The sequence below is a fragment of the Kushneria sinocarnis genome (genome assembly GCF_003633775.1).
GTDB classification, from domain to species: domain Bacteria; phylum Pseudomonadota; class Gammaproteobacteria; order Pseudomonadales; family Halomonadaceae; genus Kushneria; species Kushneria sinocarnis.
The window spans coordinates 351,938-368,279 of record NZ_RBIN01000003.1 but is presented as its reverse complement, the minus strand read 5'-3'; the positions used below and the strand labels follow the sequence as shown (position 1 = coordinate 368,279).

At 64.5% G+C, this 16,342-nt stretch carries 15 protein-coding genes; 12 read left to right on the top strand and 3 right to left on the bottom strand.

All coding sequences use genetic code 11. The annotated features are described in order from the left end of the window. Positions 1–44 precede the first annotated feature (44 nt). Positions 45–566, bottom strand: a complete 522-nt coding sequence (locus C7446_RS06520; protein ID WP_121172278.1) for a DUF2062 domain-containing protein — start codon at positions 564–566, stop codon at positions 45–47. 138 nt (positions 567–704) lie between these two features. Between C7446_RS06520 and C7446_RS06515 the strand changes: the two genes are divergently transcribed. The 7 genes from C7446_RS06515 to murB all read left to right on the top strand — a co-directional run bounded on the left by C7446_RS06515 (position 705) and on the right by murB (position 8,417). Next, the gene (locus tag C7446_RS06515) at positions 705–3,047 is read left to right on the top strand and encodes a DNA internalization-related competence protein ComEC/Rec2 (RefSeq protein ID WP_121172277.1); all 2,343 of its coding nucleotides are present in this window, start codon (positions 705–707) and stop codon (positions 3,045–3,047) included. A gap of 46 nt (positions 3,048–3,093) precedes the next feature. Beyond that, positions 3,094–4,854: a lipid A export permease/ATP-binding protein MsbA gene (gene msbA / locus C7446_RS06510; protein WP_245977728.1), complete on the top strand. Its 1,761-nt coding sequence runs from the start codon at positions 3,094–3,096 to the stop codon at positions 4,852–4,854. Between the two features lie 33 nt (positions 4,855–4,887). Further along, a complete protein-coding gene (gene lpxK / locus C7446_RS06505; protein WP_121172275.1) occupies positions 4,888–5,871 on the top strand; it encodes a tetraacyldisaccharide 4'-kinase in 984 nt (327 codons plus the stop codon). 72 nt (positions 5,872–5,943) lie between these two features. Continuing rightward, on the top strand, positions 5,944–6,147 hold the full coding sequence (locus C7446_RS06500) for a Trm112 family protein (RefSeq protein WP_121172274.1): 204 nt from the start codon (positions 5,944–5,946) through the stop codon (positions 6,145–6,147). After that, the gene (gene kdsB, locus C7446_RS06495) at positions 6,140–6,907 is read left to right on the top strand and encodes a 3-deoxy-manno-octulosonate cytidylyltransferase (protein WP_121172273.1); all 768 of its coding nucleotides are present in this window, start codon (positions 6,140–6,142) and stop codon (positions 6,905–6,907) included. Before C7446_RS06500 ends, kdsB begins: the two co-directional genes overlap by 8 nt. Next, complete coding sequence (locus C7446_RS06490) at positions 6,904–7,377, top strand: low molecular weight protein-tyrosine-phosphatase (RefSeq protein ID WP_211327868.1); 474 nt, start codon at positions 6,904–6,906, stop codon at positions 7,375–7,377. The genes kdsB and C7446_RS06490 overlap by 4 nt, the downstream gene beginning before the upstream one ends. Continuing rightward, complete coding sequence (gene murB / locus C7446_RS06485; protein ID WP_121172272.1) at positions 7,377–8,417, top strand: UDP-N-acetylmuramate dehydrogenase; 1,041 nt, start codon at positions 7,377–7,379, stop codon at positions 8,415–8,417. The genes C7446_RS06490 and murB overlap by 1 nt, the downstream gene beginning before the upstream one ends. A gap of 124 nt (positions 8,418–8,541) precedes the next feature. Here the strand turns inward: murB and rne are convergent, their stop codons facing one another. Further along, the gene (gene rne, locus C7446_RS06480; protein ID WP_121172271.1) at positions 8,542–11,589 is read right to left on the bottom strand and encodes a ribonuclease E; all 3,048 of its coding nucleotides are present in this window, start codon (positions 11,587–11,589) and stop codon (positions 8,542–8,544) included. A gap of 578 nt (positions 11,590–12,167) precedes the next feature. Between rne and C7446_RS06475 the strand changes: the two genes are divergently transcribed. The 3 genes from C7446_RS06475 to sppA are packed head-to-tail and all read left to right on the top strand — an operon-like array spanning position 12,168 to position 14,839. Continuing rightward, positions 12,168–13,112, top strand: coding sequence for an RluA family pseudouridine synthase (locus tag C7446_RS06475; RefSeq protein WP_121172270.1), 945 nt, complete (start codon positions 12,168–12,170; stop codon positions 13,110–13,112). Between the two features lie 16 nt (positions 13,113–13,128). Continuing rightward, entirely contained in the window at positions 13,129–13,815 is a 687-nt protein-coding gene (locus C7446_RS06470) for an HAD family hydrolase (RefSeq protein WP_121172269.1), read from the top strand. Next, positions 13,808–14,839 (top strand): signal peptide peptidase SppA, encoded by a 1,032-nt coding sequence (gene sppA, locus C7446_RS06465; RefSeq protein ID WP_121172268.1) that lies wholly within the window; start codon positions 13,808–13,810, stop codon positions 14,837–14,839. The genes C7446_RS06470 and sppA overlap by 8 nt, the downstream gene beginning before the upstream one ends. 10 nt (positions 14,840–14,849) lie before the next feature. Here sppA and C7446_RS06460 read toward each other — a convergent pair whose 3' ends face one another. Further along, positions 14,850–15,440, bottom strand: coding sequence for a Maf family protein (locus tag C7446_RS06460; RefSeq protein WP_121172267.1), 591 nt, complete (start codon positions 15,438–15,440; stop codon positions 14,850–14,852). Here C7446_RS06460 and C7446_RS06455 point away from each other — a divergent pair. Further along, positions 15,419–16,126, top strand: coding sequence for a YceD family protein (locus tag C7446_RS06455; protein WP_342768349.1), 708 nt, complete (start codon positions 15,419–15,421; stop codon positions 16,124–16,126). The two genes, C7446_RS06460 and C7446_RS06455, sit on opposite strands and share 22 nt — an antisense overlap. Positions 16,127–16,159: 33 nt before the next feature. Continuing rightward, positions 16,160–16,336: a 50S ribosomal protein L32 gene (rpmF, locus tag C7446_RS06450; protein WP_121172265.1), complete on the top strand. Its 177-nt coding sequence runs from the start codon at positions 16,160–16,162 to the stop codon at positions 16,334–16,336. Positions 16,337–16,342 lie beyond the last annotated feature (6 nt).

Genomic DNA, 16,342 nt, shown 5'->3' with positions numbered 1-16,342 from the left:
CCCCTTAACCTGGTTGGTAGCGGTACGCCGGTCAAAGCGGGAGTTCAGTGGCGGGAGGAGCGGTGGCGGCGACGGCGCCAGAGGCGGGTGATCTGCCAGCGCCAGATCAGCCGGGTCAAGATATTGGCCAGCGCGCCGATAACCATGGCGCAGATCAGCGAGCCCAGAATCAGGGAGGGCATGGCATCCGTCAGCTGGGTGGCAAACCACTGCACGCTGAGCTGATCGGGCAGCTGCATGATCGGCCGCTGCAGCACCCAGGCGCCTACCCGATAGGTGGTATAGAACACCACCGGCATGGTCAGCGGATTGGTCAGCCAGACCAGCGCGATCGACAGCGGCAGATTGGCCCGCATGATCCAGGCGCCGAGGGCAGCCACCAGCATCTGGCAGGGAATCGGCAGCAGGGCACAGAAAAGTCCCACCGAGACGGCATTGGCAATGGTATGTCGGGACACCTGCCACAGGGCGCGCTTGTCGATCAACGGATGCACGAAGCGCAGCGACCTGTAACGACGCAGGCGTTCCGGATCGGGCAGGTAGCGTTGAAGCAGTTGGCGACGCATGAAGTCCGACACTGACAGGAGGAAACGGCATTATCCATGTGACCACCATGACATGGGAACCTTCGAATTGGGTTTTTGCAGTCTGAATCCGCCTGAGGGAAGCCCGTCGACCCTTCGCCGATCCGGTGAGATGGCACCATGAAATGGCACCTGCCGCTGCTGGCGATGAGTGCCGTGGCCGGCGGCTGGCTGGCGCTCAAGGGGTATCCGGCCGTGGCGCCGCTCTGGATGCTGTTGCTGATGCTGGCGCTGGCCCTGCGCCGGTGGCTGCTCGTGGGGTGTCTACTGGTGGCACTGCTGGCCGGGGGGCATGCCATCATGGCGAAGCCCCGCCTGCTGGCGGACGGTCTGGCCGGTCAGGAGGTGCGCCTGACCGGCAGGATTGTCGAGCTCGAGACGCTGCAGGGCCGGGACCGGCTGGCACTGGTGGTGACGAGCTGTCATCCCCTGCACCACGGGCTGCCGAAGTGTGAGGGGTTGGGTCGGGTACGGCTGAACTGGTATCGGCCCGAGCCGCTCGCCATTGGTCAGCACTGGCAGTTGACTGCCCGGCTGAAACCCCCGCACGGTTATGCCAATCCCGATAGCTTCGATTATCGCTACTGGCTGATCCGACAGGGATTTGGTGCCACAGGCTATGTCCGGGATGCTCCCCGGGCAGTATTGCAGCAGGCGGCGCATCGGCCGGTGGGGGCCTGGCTGGATCAACAGCTGAAGGCGCATGCTCCTTCGGGGGCTGCCCGGGCGTGGCTGGCAGCGCTGACCCTGGGGCGCAGCGAAGCCCTGTCAGGGGCGCAGTGGCAGGCGCTGGCGGATACCGGGACCTCGCATCTGATGGTCGTTTCCGGACTGCATGTGTCGCTGGTGGCGGTCTGGGCGCTGTTGCTGTGTCGTGGCCTGAGCCGTCTGCTGCAGCCGACGCGCTGGCGGATGCTGGACTGGCCCTGGCTGATGGCGGCGCTGACAACCTTCGGTTATGCCGCACTGGCCGGTTTTGGCGCCCCGGTACTGCGGGCGGCCATCATGACAATCATCGGGCTGTGGGTGGCCAGTGGTCGTCATGCGCCGGGCGTATGGCAGGGGTGGTGGCTGGCGCTGGTGGTGGTGGTGCTCTGTCAGCCGCTGGAGATCATGTCGCCCGGTCTGTGGCTGTCGTTCGGTGCCGTGGCCACCCTGATCATGGCCTGGTGCCGTCGGCCACGCGGGCGTGGGGGCATGGTGCTGCTGCGCACACAGTGCCTGATGGCGCTGGTAACTGCGGTGGCCTCGCTCTGGGCATTCGATCGGCTGTCGCTGATCGCACTGCCGGTCAATCTGCTCGCCATCCCCTGGGTAACGATGATCATGGTGCCGCTGGGCCTGCTCGGCTGGCTGCTGACCCCCTTGCCAATGCTGACCGATTGGCTCTGGCAGCTGTTCGGTCTGTGCGCCGACGGCTTTGCGCAGGCCATTACGGCGCTGGCGAGCCATTTTCCAGCCTGGCAGCCGGCGCACTGGCTGAAGCTGCCGCTGATGATGGTGTTGGGCCTGCTGGCTCTCTGCTGGCTGCTGCCCGGACTTGATCTGCGCTGGCGCATTCCGGCCTCGCTGAGCCTGCTGCTGGTACTGCCCGGGCTGGCGCCACTGGCGTCGGACAGCCGGCACTGGTCGGTGGTGGTACACGATATCGGTCAGGGGGAGCTGGTCGAGATTCGGACCGCGCATTCGCGCTGGCTGTATGACACCGGGCCCCGTTTTCCGAGCGGCTTTGCGCCGATCATGACCCTCTGGCAGACCCCCGGGCACTTCGACGGTGTGATCGTCAGTCATGGCGATCTCGATCACGCCGGCGGCGTTCGGGTGCTGGCCGAACGGCATGATGTCGGCCACTGGTGGGCGCCGACCCGGCACACCATGGCGGTTTCCGGTATCACCCCCTGCCGTGCCGGAGCGGCGTGGCGGGTCGATGGCATCACCTTTCGGTTTCTCTGGCCGATGGCGGATGTCACCCTGCCGGCCGAGGACAATGAACGCTCCTGTATACTGGCCATTACCGATGGTCGGCACCGGGTGCTGCTGACCGGGGATGCCGATACCGCTGTCGAACGACAGCTTCTGGCACATCTGGCGGCGGGGCCGATCACGCTGCTGGTGGCGGGCCATCACGGCAGCAGCAGTAGTTCGGGCAGCGCCCTGATCAATCATCTGAAGCCACGCCATGTCATTTTCAGTGCCGGTTATCTCAATCGCTACCACCACCCCGCTGATGCCGTGGTCCGGCGCTTTCATCATGCCCGCAGCTGTCTGTGGAGCACGGCCGTGGATGGGGCTGTCACGCTCGATCTCGTTCGCGGAGGCGGCGGCAGCATTCGGGGGGTACGCCATCATGCCAGTGATCGGATGGCTGTCGGCGGTGTCGAAGGTGGCTGTGCTGGGGTAGAATCAGCGCCGCTGTCCGGTGCCTTGCATGTCGGCCAGCGGCGAACATCCGAGACGTCGTAACAGCTCGCCGCCAATGGCGCAGCGACGAATACCGCGGGGAGCGTACGTGAAAGACAATACCAGCTGGGCGCTCTACAAGCGCCTGCTCAAGTATGTGCGTCCGTTCTGGAAGGCATTCGTGGTAGCCCTGATCGGCAACGCCATTTATGCCGGTTCCAGTACGCTGATGGCGCGTATCATGGAATATCTGACCAATGGCATCCAGAATCCCGATGCCGATTTCCGGATGGTGATGCCCCTGCTGCTGATCGGGATCTTCATTGCCCGCGGAATTGGTACCTTTCTGGGGTCCTATGGCATGGAGTACGTGGCGCGCAATGTGGTGCATCGGCTCAGGGTCGAGGTGTTCGACCGCCTGCTGCACCTGCCGGGGAGATTCTTCGATCAGCACTCCAGCGGTCATCTGATCTCGCGTGTGACCTATCATGTCGAGCAGGTTACCGGCGCTGCTACCAAGGCCCTCAATGTGATCCTGCAGGAGGGCATGCTGGTGGTCGGCCTGACGATCTACCTGTTCTGGACCAACTGGAAGCTGATGCTGGTCTTCATGGCCGTTACGCCCCTGATCGGGGGCGTGGTCAGTTACGCCAGTCGCCGGTTTCGGCGTCTGTCGAGACGCATTCAGCGCTCGGTGGGCGATGTGACGCATGTGGCTTCCGAGGCCATCTCGGGCTATCGGGTGGTGCGCATGCACGGTGCCCAGGCGTACGAGTATCAGCGCTTTCACCGGGCGAGTGACTACAACCGCAGGCAGAGTCTCAAGGAAGCACTGACCAAGGCGATCAGTGCGCCGGTCATCCAGACCCTGGTGGCCGTTTCGCTGGCAGTGCTGGTATGGCTGGCGCTGGCACCGGATCTGCTGGGCGACATGAATGCCGGTGAGTTCGTCGGCTTTCTGACCGCCGCCTCGATGATGATCAAGCCGATCAAGTCGCTGACCGACATCAACGGCCTGATCCAGAAGGGGCTGGCGGCTTCACAGGAGCTGTTCGGCCTGCTCGATCGCGAACCCGAGCCTGATCATGGCGATACCGATCCCGGCCGAGTGGAAGGGCGGGTACGCATGAGCGGCGTCGGCTTTCGTTACGGGGCCGAGCTGCCGGAAGTGTTGCAGGACATCAACCTCGAGGTCGAGCCCGGCGAGATGGTGGCGCTGGTCGGGCGCTCGGGCAGCGGCAAGACGACGCTGGTCAATTTGCTGCCGCGTTTCTATGACATCACGCAGGGGGCCATCACGCTGGATGAGATCCCGCTGGAGTCCTTCGATCTCAAGGCGCTGCGTCGTCAGATTGCGCTGGTCAACCAGCAGGTGACGCTGTTCAATGCCACCGTGGCCGAGAATATCGCCTATGGTATCGACAGTCCCGATCCGGAAGCGGTTCGGGCCGCTGCCGAGGCAGCCTATGCCGAGGAGTTCATCGAGCGACTGCCGCACGGCTATGACACCGTGGTCGGAGATAACGGGGTCATGCTTTCGGGCGGGCAGCGTCAGCGTATCGCCATCGCGCGCGCCATCTTCCGTGATGCGCCGCTGCTGATTCTGGATGAGGCGACCTCGGCGCTGGATACGGAGTCCGAGCGTTATATCCAGCAGGCACTCGAGCGGGTCTGTCAGGGGCGCACGACCTTTGTCATCGCACATCGGCTGTCCACCATCGAGCGGGCCGACCGCATTCTGGTCATGGATCAGGGGCGAATCATCGAGCAGGGGTCCCATCAGCAGCTGCTGGATCAGGACGGGGCCTATGCCGCGCTCTACCGGGTGCAGTTCCAGGAAGAACCTTCACGTACCGATGAGCTGACCTGAGGTCGGTACGTCAGCAAATACACCGGAGAGTGCATGCGTCGACTTGAACAGGCCTGGTACAGTGATGCCCGCTGGGTAAAGCTGCTGACCCCGCTGGAGCGGCTCTATCGTACGGTGGTGCGCCGGCGGCGTCAGGCCTTCCAGAACGGCGATCGCGAGGTATGGCATGCCTCGGTACCGGTGATCGTGGTGGGCAACATCACCCTCGGCGGCACCGGCAAGTCGCCGCTGGTGGCCTGGCTGGGGCGCTGGCTGCGCGATCAGGGGTGGCACCCGGGGATCATTGCGCGCGGCTACGGCGGACACGCGTCACGCTATCCGCTGTACGTCGATGAAACCACCGACACGGCCTATGCCGGTGACGAGCCGGTGATGCTGGCGCAGCAGACCCAGCTGCCGGTAGCGGTGGACCCCGATCGCCCCCGGGCAGCACGCAAGCTGATTGCAGCGGGCTGCGATATCCTGCTCTCCGATGACGGCCTGCAGCACTTCCCGCTGGGGCGCGACATCGAGCTGGTGGTGGTGGACGGCCAGAAGGGGTTCGGCAATCATCGCTGCCTGCCGGTCGGGCCGCTGCGCGAGCCGCTTGATCGGCTGGCCGATGTGGATGCCGTGATTACCAATGGTGATCTGGGCGTGCGCGTGCCGGCCAGTCAGTACTCCATGACGCTGGTACCGCATGCCTGGCGCCATCTCAATGACAATGTCTGCTACAGCATTGCCGATCGTCCCTTCTCGGGGCGGGTGCATGCCCTGGCCGGGATCGGCAACCCGGCACGCTTTTTCGGTACGCTGGAGCGGCTCGGGGTGGATTTTCAGCGTCATCCCTTTCCCGATCACTACCGCTTCACGGCCCAGGATCTGCGTTTTGCCGACAACCGGCCGGTGGTCATGACCGCCAAGGATGCGGTCAAATGCCGCCGCTTTGCCAATGAGCGCTGCTGGGCACTGGATATCGAGGCCCGTCCCGAGGCGGAGCTGATCGAGTGGCTGCGTCAGCGCCTCGAGACGCTGTAACATGACAGAAGCGCGCAAGGCCGCGTACCGTTCAATCATTGCGGGATCCGCGTGATCCCGGCGGAGAGTGCCATGGACAAGGAATTGCTCGCCCTGCTGGTCTGCCCACGCAGCCAGGGCAAACTGATCTACGATCGTCAGGCCGGTGAACTGGTCTGTCGCGAAAGCGGGCTGGCCTATCCGATCCGCGATGGCATTCCGGTCATGCTCGAAGAGCAGGCCCGTGTCCTCGGCGTCGAGGAAAAGCTGGGCAAGGCGCCGGCCGGGGATGAGTGAATCACTGGCCGTCATTCCGGCTCGCTACGCTTCCAGTCGGCTACCCGGCAAGCCGCTGATCGAGCTGGCCGGACGACCCATGATCGAACATGTCTGGCGGCGGGCGCACGAGGCCGGGCTCGACCGGGTGCTGGTGGCCACCGATGATGAGCGGATTGCCGAGGCGGTGCGCGCCTTCGGCGGTGAAGTCAGCATGACCCGGGGCGATCATGTCAACGGCACTGCCAGGCTGGCCGAGGTGGCCGGGCAGCTGGGGCTGGCCGACGATACCTGTGTGGTCAATGTGCAGGGTGACGAACCGCTGCTGCCTCCCACCATGATCGAACGGGTTCGCTCGCGCCTGCTCGAGGATGAAGGGGCTGCGATGGCGACCCTGGCCGAACCGCTCGAGGATCATGACGCCCTGATGCGGCCGGGCGTCGTCAAGGTGGTCTGCGACGCGCGCGGGCGGGCGCTCTATTTCTCGAGGGCGCCCATTCCCTGGGATCGCGATCGCTTCGACGGGGGGGCGGCGGTGAGTCTGGCGGCCGGGCCCTGGCGGCGCCATGTCGGGCTCTATGCCTACCGTGCCGGTTTCCTCGGACGCTACGCCGCCCTGTCCGAAGCGCCCATGGAACGCCTTGAGCAGCTCGAGCAGTTGCGGGCGCTCTATCATGGCTACGCCATCAGCGTCGCCGATAGCAGCGAACACTGGGCGCCGGGCGTTGATACACCCGAGGATGTGGTGCGTATCCGTGCCATCATGGAGGCCGCTCGATGATCCAGGTGCTCTTTGTCTGTCTGGGCAATATCTGCCGCTCGCCGACCGCGGAAGGCGTGCTGCGTGCGCGTCTTGCTCGAGAGGGGCTGGCGGGTCGCGTTACGGTGGATTCCTGTGGGGTAGGGGATTATCACATCGGTGAGAGCCCCGATGCGCGAGCCATTCGCGAAGCCCGTAGCCGTGATATCGATATCGACACGCTGGTCGCGCGACAGCTGCAGGCAAGAGACTTCGAGAAGTTCGATTACCTGCTGGCAATGGACGAATCCAATCTGGCCGTCCTCGAGGAGCGTCGGCCCGCCGGCAGCCGGGGGCATGTTGCCTTGCTGATGGACTTTGCCGACAGCGATCAGCGGGAAATTCCGGATCCCTATTTCGACAGCGAAGAGGGCTTCAGTCGGGTCTATGAGCTGATCGACCAGGCCTGTACCGGCCTGATTGCACAGTTGCGTCGCCGGCACGGGCTGTAATGCTGCGCATTCATCACCGGGCATCGCTGGCACGGGCCAACAGCCTGCGGCTGCCGAGCGGTACCGATTGCCTGTTCGAGGCCTGCACCCTGGAGGATCATCGCCAGGCGCTGGCCCTGATTCGACGCCGTGGCTGGCCCCTGACCGTGCTGGGTGGCGGCAGCAATGTCGTGCTCGGGCAGTGGCTGGAGGGCGCCGTGCTGCGCTCCAGTGCCCGGCACTACTGGCTGGAGCCCGGGGCATCGGGCAGTGATGAGGCCCTGCTGCATGTTGAGGCCGGCGTAGACTGGCCGGCGCTGGTACGCGAGATCACGGCTGATGGCTGGTGGGGACTGGAGAATCTGGCGCTGATCCCGGGCAGTGCCGGTGCCGCGCCGATCCAGAATATCGGGGCCTATGGTGTGGAACTGGCCGATCTTGTCGAGCGGGTGCACTGTCTTGAAATCGACAGTGGCCGCTACCGGATCCTGAGCCGGGCCGAATGTGCCTTCGGGTATCGTGACAGCGTCTTCAAGGGGGAACTGGCGGGCAGAATGCTGATCGTCCGGCTGGAGCTGAGGCTTTCCCGTCATGCCGCCCCCCGGCTGGGTTACGGCCAGCTGCGCGGCAGGGTGGAAGCGCTGTGCGGTGTGCAGCAGCCGACACCCGCCCGGGTCGCTGAAGCCGTGAGTGCGCTGCGGCGCGAACGCCTGCCCGATCCGGAACAACTGGGCAATGCCGGCAGCTTCTTCAAGAATCCGGTCATCAGCCGCGCTCACTTTGAAAGACTGCAGGCGTGCCATCCCGAGATGCCGCACTATCCTGCCGGCGAAGGCAGGGTCAAGCTGGCGGCCGGCTGGCTGATCGAACAGTGCGGCTTTCGTGGCCATCGCAGCGGCCATGTCGGGGTGCACGACCGCCAGGCGCTGGTGCTGGTACATCATGGCGGTGGCAGCGCCCTTGAGCTGATGACGCTGGCTGAGCGCATTCGCGATGCCGTTCGCCAGACGTTCGAAGTCAATCTCGACCCCGAACCCCGGCTGTATGGCGTGACAGGGTAGTGGTCATGGCACGCTCGGCAGCGGGGTGCTCCTGACAAACAGGGCCCGACCGGTCTATCGGTCGGGCCCTGTTGTCTGTTGTCGCCCGGCAGGCAAGGGCGGCGCCCTTTACCTGCCGCCCCGATCAGTTCGAGGAGTCGCTGGAGGACTGCTCGCGCCTGCGCTTCTCGCGCGGGTCATTGTGGGCCCGGCCGCGGCGCTGTGCAGGCTGTGCTGCCGCTTCGTCTTCGGCCGCTGTCGGCTTCCGCGAACCGGAACCGGCTGTCGCATCGCTGTCGGCCGGATCGGCTGTGTCACGCGTGGCGGCCGCCTGTGAGTCGTCGGCGCTCTTGTGACCGCCGTCGGTTGAGTGCGGATGAGCACGCGGCTTGGCTTGCTCGGCCGACTCGGTGACCGTGTGGTCGGTAGCCGCATTGGAAGCCGGCTTGCCTTCGGGCTCGGAGGCGCTGGCGTGGGCCTTGCCATTATGGTCCCGGGACGGGGTGGAGGCCGGTGTACTGTCATCGGTGGTCCGATCATCGGAAGAGCCGGTGGCCTTGCCCTGTGTGTCCCTGCGTCGTGATGACGACGTGCTGCGCTGCTGGCTGCCGGTCTCGGCCGAGGTGCTCTGTTGCCGGGGCGCCGTGTCGGAGGTCGCCGAGGCAGATCCTCTGGCACTCCCGGTCGTTTCAGCCGTTGCCGGCGTTCCGGTGGCGCTCGACGTGACGGTACCCTCACTCTCGTCGGTTTCGGCCTGCAGGCGTTCCTGTTCGGCCACGGCAGCCGGTTTCAGCGCATACTGCCGTGAGCGCTGACGCGGGTTGTTGCGAGTGCGGTCATTGGTCGGAGTACTCTCGGGGGTTGCGGCATCCTGCTTCCCGGTACCCTTGTCACTGCCTTTCCCGTCACCGGATGACCCGGACGAGGGCTGCTCTTCGCCGCTGCCGCTCCCTGCGACCTGATCGCGCTGCGGATGACCGGAGTGATTGTCCCGTTTGCCGCGCTTGTTACCGTTACCGCTGCGATTGTCGGATCGACCCTTGCCCTTGCCGTTCTCGTCGTGGCGACGCTCGCCGGATTTCTGCCGATTGTCGTCCTGCTGTCGGCTGTCCTGATCCTTCTGGCGGTTGTCGTCCTTTTGCCGGCTGTCCTGATCCTTCTGGCGTTCGTCCTTCTGGCGGCCGTTATGTTCCTTCTGACGATTGTCACGCTTGCCACGATTGTCCTGGCGCTGCTCACCCTGACCGTTGCTACTGCGCTGCTGACGCTCACCGCTGCGCCGCGAGCGGTTGTCACCGCGTTCGCTGGAGCGGTTCTGGTCCTGCTCTCGCTCGCTGCGTTGAGACTGGCTGCCGGTTTCGCGGGTCTCATGCTGATGGCGAGCGCCGCCCTGCGCATGCTGACCACTGCCATTGCCATCGCCCGAGCGTTTGTCGCTTCCCTGTCGGGCCTCGCCACGACGGGTGCTCTGCTCCTCGTTGCCCAGCAGTCGACCAACGCCCCGCAACAGCCGGCCGATGAAGCCGCCTTCACCGGGATCGGGCGTTTCGGCCGCCTGCGTCTGGCGGCTGCTGTCGGGGGCAGGTGCGGTGTAGGCGACCGAGCTGACGGCGGCTTCGGCGCGAGGGGTGGGCTTGCTGAAGGTGGACTCATCGGCTTCGTGGGTATCGAACTCCACCGAGAGTTCATAGCTCGATTTGCCGGCATCCTCGGGGTCGACCTGGTCATCGCGCAGCCGATGGACCTCGTAGTGCGGAGTTTCCAGGTCGGGCTGCGGCAGCAGCATCACGCGTACGCCCTGACGACGCTCGATATCGCTGAGCACGCTGCGCTTTTCGTTGAGCAGATAGGTGGCCACGGGCACCGGCAGGATGGCGCGAATCTGGGCGCTGCGGTCCTTCATCGCCTCTTCCTCGATCAGCCGCATCACCGACAGCGACAGCGAGCGCACGTCGCGGATGGTGCCCTGACCGTTGCAGCGCGGGCAGACCACGCCACTGGTTTCTCCCAGCGAGGGGCGCAGCCGCTGGCGGGACATTTCCATCAGGCCGAAGCGCGAAATGCGGCCGATCTGGACCCGGGCGCGGTCGATCTTCAGGGCATCGCGTACCCGGTTTTCCACTTCCCGCTGATTGCGCGAGGGGCCCATGTCGATGAAGTCGATGACCACCAGGCCACCGATGTCGCGCAGGCGCAGCTGGCGTGCAATCTCGTCGGCGGCTTCCAGGTTGGTCTGCAGCGCGGTCTCCTCGATATCGCCGCCCTTGGTGGCGCGTGAGGAGTTGATGTCGATCGAGACCAGTGCCTCGGTATGATCGATCACCACGGAGCCGCCGGAGGGCAGCTTGACCTCACGCTCGTAGGCGGTTTCGATCTGGGACTCGATCTGGAAGCGCGAGAACAGCGGGACATCATCCCGGTAGGGCTTGATCTTCTGCTGATAGGTGGGCATCACCTGCTGGACGAAGCCCAGTGCCTCGTTATAGACGGTGGGGTCGTCGATCAGGACCTCGCCGATATCCTGGCGCAGGTAATCCCGCATGGCGCGGATGATGACATTGGACTCGCGATAGATCAGGAAGGGCGCCGAGCGCTTGCCGGATTCCTCGGTGATCGTCTCCCAGATCTGTACCAGGTAGTTCAGATCCCACTGCAGCTCTTCGCTGGAACGGCCGATACCGGCGGTGCGCACGATGACGCCCATGCCTTCCGGCATTTCCAGCCCACTCATGGCTTCCTTGAGTTCGGCCCGTTCCTCGCCCTCGATCCGCCGTGAAATCCCGCCGGCACGCGGATTGTTGGGCATCAGTACCAGAAAGCGACCGGCCAGACTGATGAAGGTGGTCAGTGCCGCACCCTTGTTGCCGCGTTCTTCCTTGTCGACCTGGACAATGACTTCCTGACCATCGCGAATGACTTCGCGGATGTTGGGGCGTCCCCCCTGGCTGGAGTCACGGACGAAGTATTCGCGGGAAATTTCCTTGAGGGGCAGAAAGCCGTGTCGTTCGGCACCGAAGTCGACGAAGGCGGCTTCCAGGCTGGGCTCTACCCGGGTAATGCGCCCGCGATAGATATTGGCCTTTTTCTGTTCCCTGGCACCGGATTCGATGTCCAGGTCATACAGGCGTTGTCCGTCGACCAGAGCGACCCTGAGCTCTTCGGGCTGGGTCGCATTGATGAGCATGCGTTTCATGTTCTCTCGCTGACTGTGCGCACCGAAAGGTGGCCGTCGTGTCCGGGCTCCGGCGCGCACGGTTGCAGCGTCGACGGAGTGAAACGGTGACACGAGCGTCGGCGACGGGCGAACCGCTACTGCTTCGTGTTGTGCTCAGCGCATGTCGGGAATGCGTCTGCATGGCAACCCCTGTCATGAGTTGCGGGGATCCATACTGTCTTGATCATGTTGAGTACAAGGCGGCGGCAGGACATGTCGCGGCAGCAATCGACGCTCACCGGTCCTGTAGCCAGCCACCAGACACCTGGCATTTATCGATTCGGCGCCGCCGGCTTCCGGTACGGTATTGGCTTATCCCGTCCCGCGTTCGGGCATCCGGGCGCTGAAAAACTGTAATTCGTCGTTCGAATTCGTAATGAACGCAAGGGCCTGCGTGTCGATCGGGCAGGCGTTGCAGGGTGATCCATGCTCCCTTCGAACGCTACCGGAATATAACAATAAAGCATTGAGCCGGCAATTGAGGGCGTGGGCGTTCATATCGGATAGAATGCAGCGTTATTTACAAGTGCAAGCCAGCGAGACGGTGGGAAGCGCAAATGGCCGAAGGTCGTGAAGTACAGTGGCTCGATATTGGTGAGCACCAGGCCGGACAGCGTCTGGACAATTTTCTGCTGGCCCGGCTCAAGGGGGCGCCGCGCTCGCTGATCTACCGGATCGTGCGGCGTGGGGAGGTGCGGGTCAATGGCGGTCGGGCCCGCGCCGATCAGCGACTCGTCAGCGGTGACCGGGTGCGGGTACCGCCCCTGCGTCTGTCGCCGGCGGAGGCCGTTCAGGAGGTCAGTGACAACCTCAAGAACCTGCTGGCCGGCAGCGTGCTCTCCGAATCCCGGGACTGGCTGGTAATCAACAAGCCTTCGGGGCTGGCCGTGCACGGCGGCAGCGGTGTCAAGATCGGTCTGATCGAGGCGCTGCGTCAGGTGCGCGAGGATCTCGATTTTCTCGAACTGGTCCACCGACTGGATCGCGATACTTCCGGCGTGCTGCTGCTGGCCAAGTCGCGCGAGGCGCTCTTGTCACTGAACGAGGCGATGAAAGGCAAGCGCATGGATAAGCGTTATCTCGCCCTGGTACAGGGCAAGTGGCCGCCGCGCCGGGATTTCGTCAGTGCGCCACTGGAGCGTTTCGAGGCCGGTAACGGCGAGCGGCGGGTCAGGGTCGCCAGCGATGGCAAGCGCTCCCGCACCCGCTTTGCCCTGCAGGAGCAGTTCGCCGAGACCGCCCTGATGGAGGCCGAGCCGATCACCGGTCGCACCCATCAGATTCGGGTGCATGCGGCCCACCTGGGGCACGCGCTGCTGGGCGATGCCAAGTATGGCAGCCGTCGGGGGGAGCATCTGGCACGGTCGCTCGGGCTGCAGCGGCTTTTCCTGCACGCCCAGGCGCTGACCTTTCCCGATCCGCGCAGTGGGCGGGCAGTGACGCTCAAGGCCCCGCTGGATGAAGAGCTGAGCACCGTGCTTGAACACCTGCGACGACAATAACCTGGATACCCGAGAGATGCGTTACCGACTGATCATTTTCGACTGGGATGGCACCCTGATGGACTCGGCGCCACGCATCGTTGAGTGCATGCAGCGGGCGGCCCGCGATGTCGGCTGGGCGCCGCTTTCCGCAGAGGCAGTGCGTGACATCATCGGACTGGGACTGCCGGAGGCCATCGCCCGGCTCTGTCCGGGCATGACCACCGAGCAGGCCGAGCGGCTGCGCCAGTGTTACTCCGAACACTTCGTGGCGGCCGAAACCCGGGAGGCGCCGATGCCATTCTTCGACGGGGTCGAAGCGGGTATCGCCCGACTGCGACAAAATCGCGATCAGCGTCTGGCGGTCGCAACCGGCAAGAGTCGCCGCGGGCTGGATCGCATCCTGGCGAGCTCCGGCAGCGGCCACTGGTTCGATGCGACACGTACGGCGGATCTGACCCGTTCCAAGCCCGACCCGCTGATGCTCACGGAGCTGCTTGCGCAGCTGCAGGTGCCGGTGGAGGAGGCCATCATGATCGGTGACAGCGAATATGATCTCGGCATGGCGCGGCAGCTGGGTATGGACCAGCTCGGAGTCGGCTGGGGCGTTCACGACCGGGCCCGGCTGCAGGCGCATGAGCCGCTGTGGCTGGCCGATGAACCGGCGGCGATGTTCGATTGGCTGGTCGCAGCCGGTGAAATGACAGGAGTGAGTCATGAGTGACAGGTTGCAATGGGATGAGTCGGCTCCGGCATCGTCTTCCGAGACCGCGGGTGAAGGCAGCGAAGCGCTTCGGGAGCGTCAGCGCCTGGCCCAGATCGAGATGATGGATCGCTGGCTGGGAGAAACCCTGAAGGAGCAGCGCCGCAGCCGCCGCTGGAAGATCTTTTTCCGGCTGATCTGGCTGATGCTGTTGCTGGCGATCATCGGAGGGGGCGTACGGGGTGTGCTCGAAACGGAAAGCGCCGGTGGCCGTGCCGGACAGGCTGCCGTGGTAGAGCTCAAGGGGGTGATCGACAGTGACTCCCGGGCCAGTGCGGATCGCATGATCGAAGGCATTCGCAAGGCGTGGCAGAGCCCGGCCGGTGCGGTCATCGTGCGCATCAACAGTCCGGGCGGTTCCCCGGTACAGTCCCAGCGCATCTACAGTGAAATCAGGCGTCTCCAGCAGCAGGGTGACAAGCCGATCGTGGCGGTGATCGAGGATATCGGTGCCAGTGGGGCCTATTATGCGGCTTCGGCTGCCGATGAGATCTATGCGGCGCCCGCCAGCCTGGTCGGCTCGATCGGTGTGATCTACTCCGGTTTCGGACTGCAGGATGCGATCGAGCGGCTGGGTGTGGAGCGGCGGATATTCACCGCCGGCAACAACAAGGACTTTCTCGATCCGTTCCAGCCGATCAGTGAACATCAGCGGCAGTTCTGGCAGTCGGTGCTGGACCGTACGCACCAGCAGTTCATCGAGGCCGTCAGGGCCGGGCGGGGCGACCGTCTGAAGACGGACACCCCGGAGCTCTTTTCCGGGCTGGTCTGGACCGGTGAGCGCGCCCGGGAGCTCGGTCTGATCGACGGTCTGGCCAGTGTCGACGATGTAGCCGAGCGCCTGACCGGCAGTCGATGCACCGTCGATTTTACCCCCAGCGTCGCTCCGTTCGAGCAGCTCTCGCGCCGGTTCGGGCAGGTGGCTGCTCACTGGCTGGGGCTGGGCGAGCTGGGCGGTTCGCCGGTACGTTATCAGACACCCTGAAATGGCCGTTTCAGCCGGCGCCGGTCAGCGGGTCGAGACCGGCGTCGCGCAGCATGTCGCACAGGGCAATCATCGGCAGGCCGATCAGGGCGTTGGGATCGCGACCGTCCAGTCGCTCGAACAGGGCAATGCCCAGCCCTTCCATGCGAAAGCCGCCGGCGCTGTCGAGCGGCTGATCGCGACGCACGTAGTGGTTGATCTCCTGTTCGCTCAGAGAGCGAAAGACCACATCGAAGGGCTCGACGTGAGTGCGGCAGCGGCCGGTACGGCTATCCAGCAGCGCAAGCCCCGTGAAGAACTGCACACGCCGGCCGGAGAAACGGGCCAGCCGCTCGCGGGCCCGGGCTTCGGTGTGCGGCTTGCCCAGCAGCTCGCCATCGAACCAGGCGACCTGATCGGAACCGATGATGAGATGCTCGGCAAAGCGGGTGCCGAGCGCCTCCGCCTTGCGCCGCGCCAGGCGCTCGGCAAGCCCTTGGGGCAGTTCGCCGGCATGGGGCGTTTCATCAATGTCGGGGCTGGCATGCTCGAAGGGCAGACCGAGATCGGTCAGCAGCTGATGGCGCCAGCGCGAGCCGGATGCCAGAACAAGAGAGGGCATGGAGGTTTCCTGATGAAGACGATATCGAAGCCACTGATGCCGTCATCGAGCGGGCGACAGTAGCGTTTTCGACCACGGTGTGGAAATCTGGTCATTGGTGCAGCACCGCGCGATCACGCTGCAGTTTTGACACTACTCCCGACAATCCCTATTATTGCGCGCCTATGTCAACCACGCGATTGCCGAAAAGTGTCGAGCCCTGGCGGCTGGCAGCCAATGCCGAGCGGCTTGAGGGCAGTGTGCCGCTTGAGGACATGCCTCGGCTTGTCGAGGCTGTCGGCAGCCAGGCAGGCAGCTGCCAGGTTACGCTTGCATTCGACATCGATCAGCAGGGCCAGCGCCATATCGAAGGGTGGCTGGCGCTGGATCTGGCGATGCCGTGTCAGCGCTGCCTGCAGCCGATGCCGGTGGCACTGGAGAATTCCTTTCTGCTGGGCATGATTACCAGCGATGCTCTGGCTTCAGCGCTGCCGTCCCGCTACGAGCCGGTGATCGTGGAAGACGATCAGCTGGAACTCCTGCCGGTGGTCGAGGATGAAGTGCTCCTCATGCTGCCGCAGGTGGTTTATCACGACGAGTCGGAATGTCCCGTCTCGCGTGATGCACTGCAAAGCGGTGAAGATTCCGAAGAAACGGTTGCTGATGACAATCCCTTCAGTGTGCTGCGCTCGCTGAAGAATCAGTGATCACCCATTTGATGCCCTGACTGGAGACACCTCATGGCTGTCCAACAGAATCGTAAGTCTCGTGCCAAGCGTAGCATGCGTCGCGCCCATGATGCCCTGCGCAAGCCGACCCTGGCGCAGGATCGGGAAACCGGTACGACCCACCGTCGCCATCATGTCGCTCCGGACGGCTACTATCGTGGCCGCCAGATCGTCGAAGTCGACGACTGATCGAGC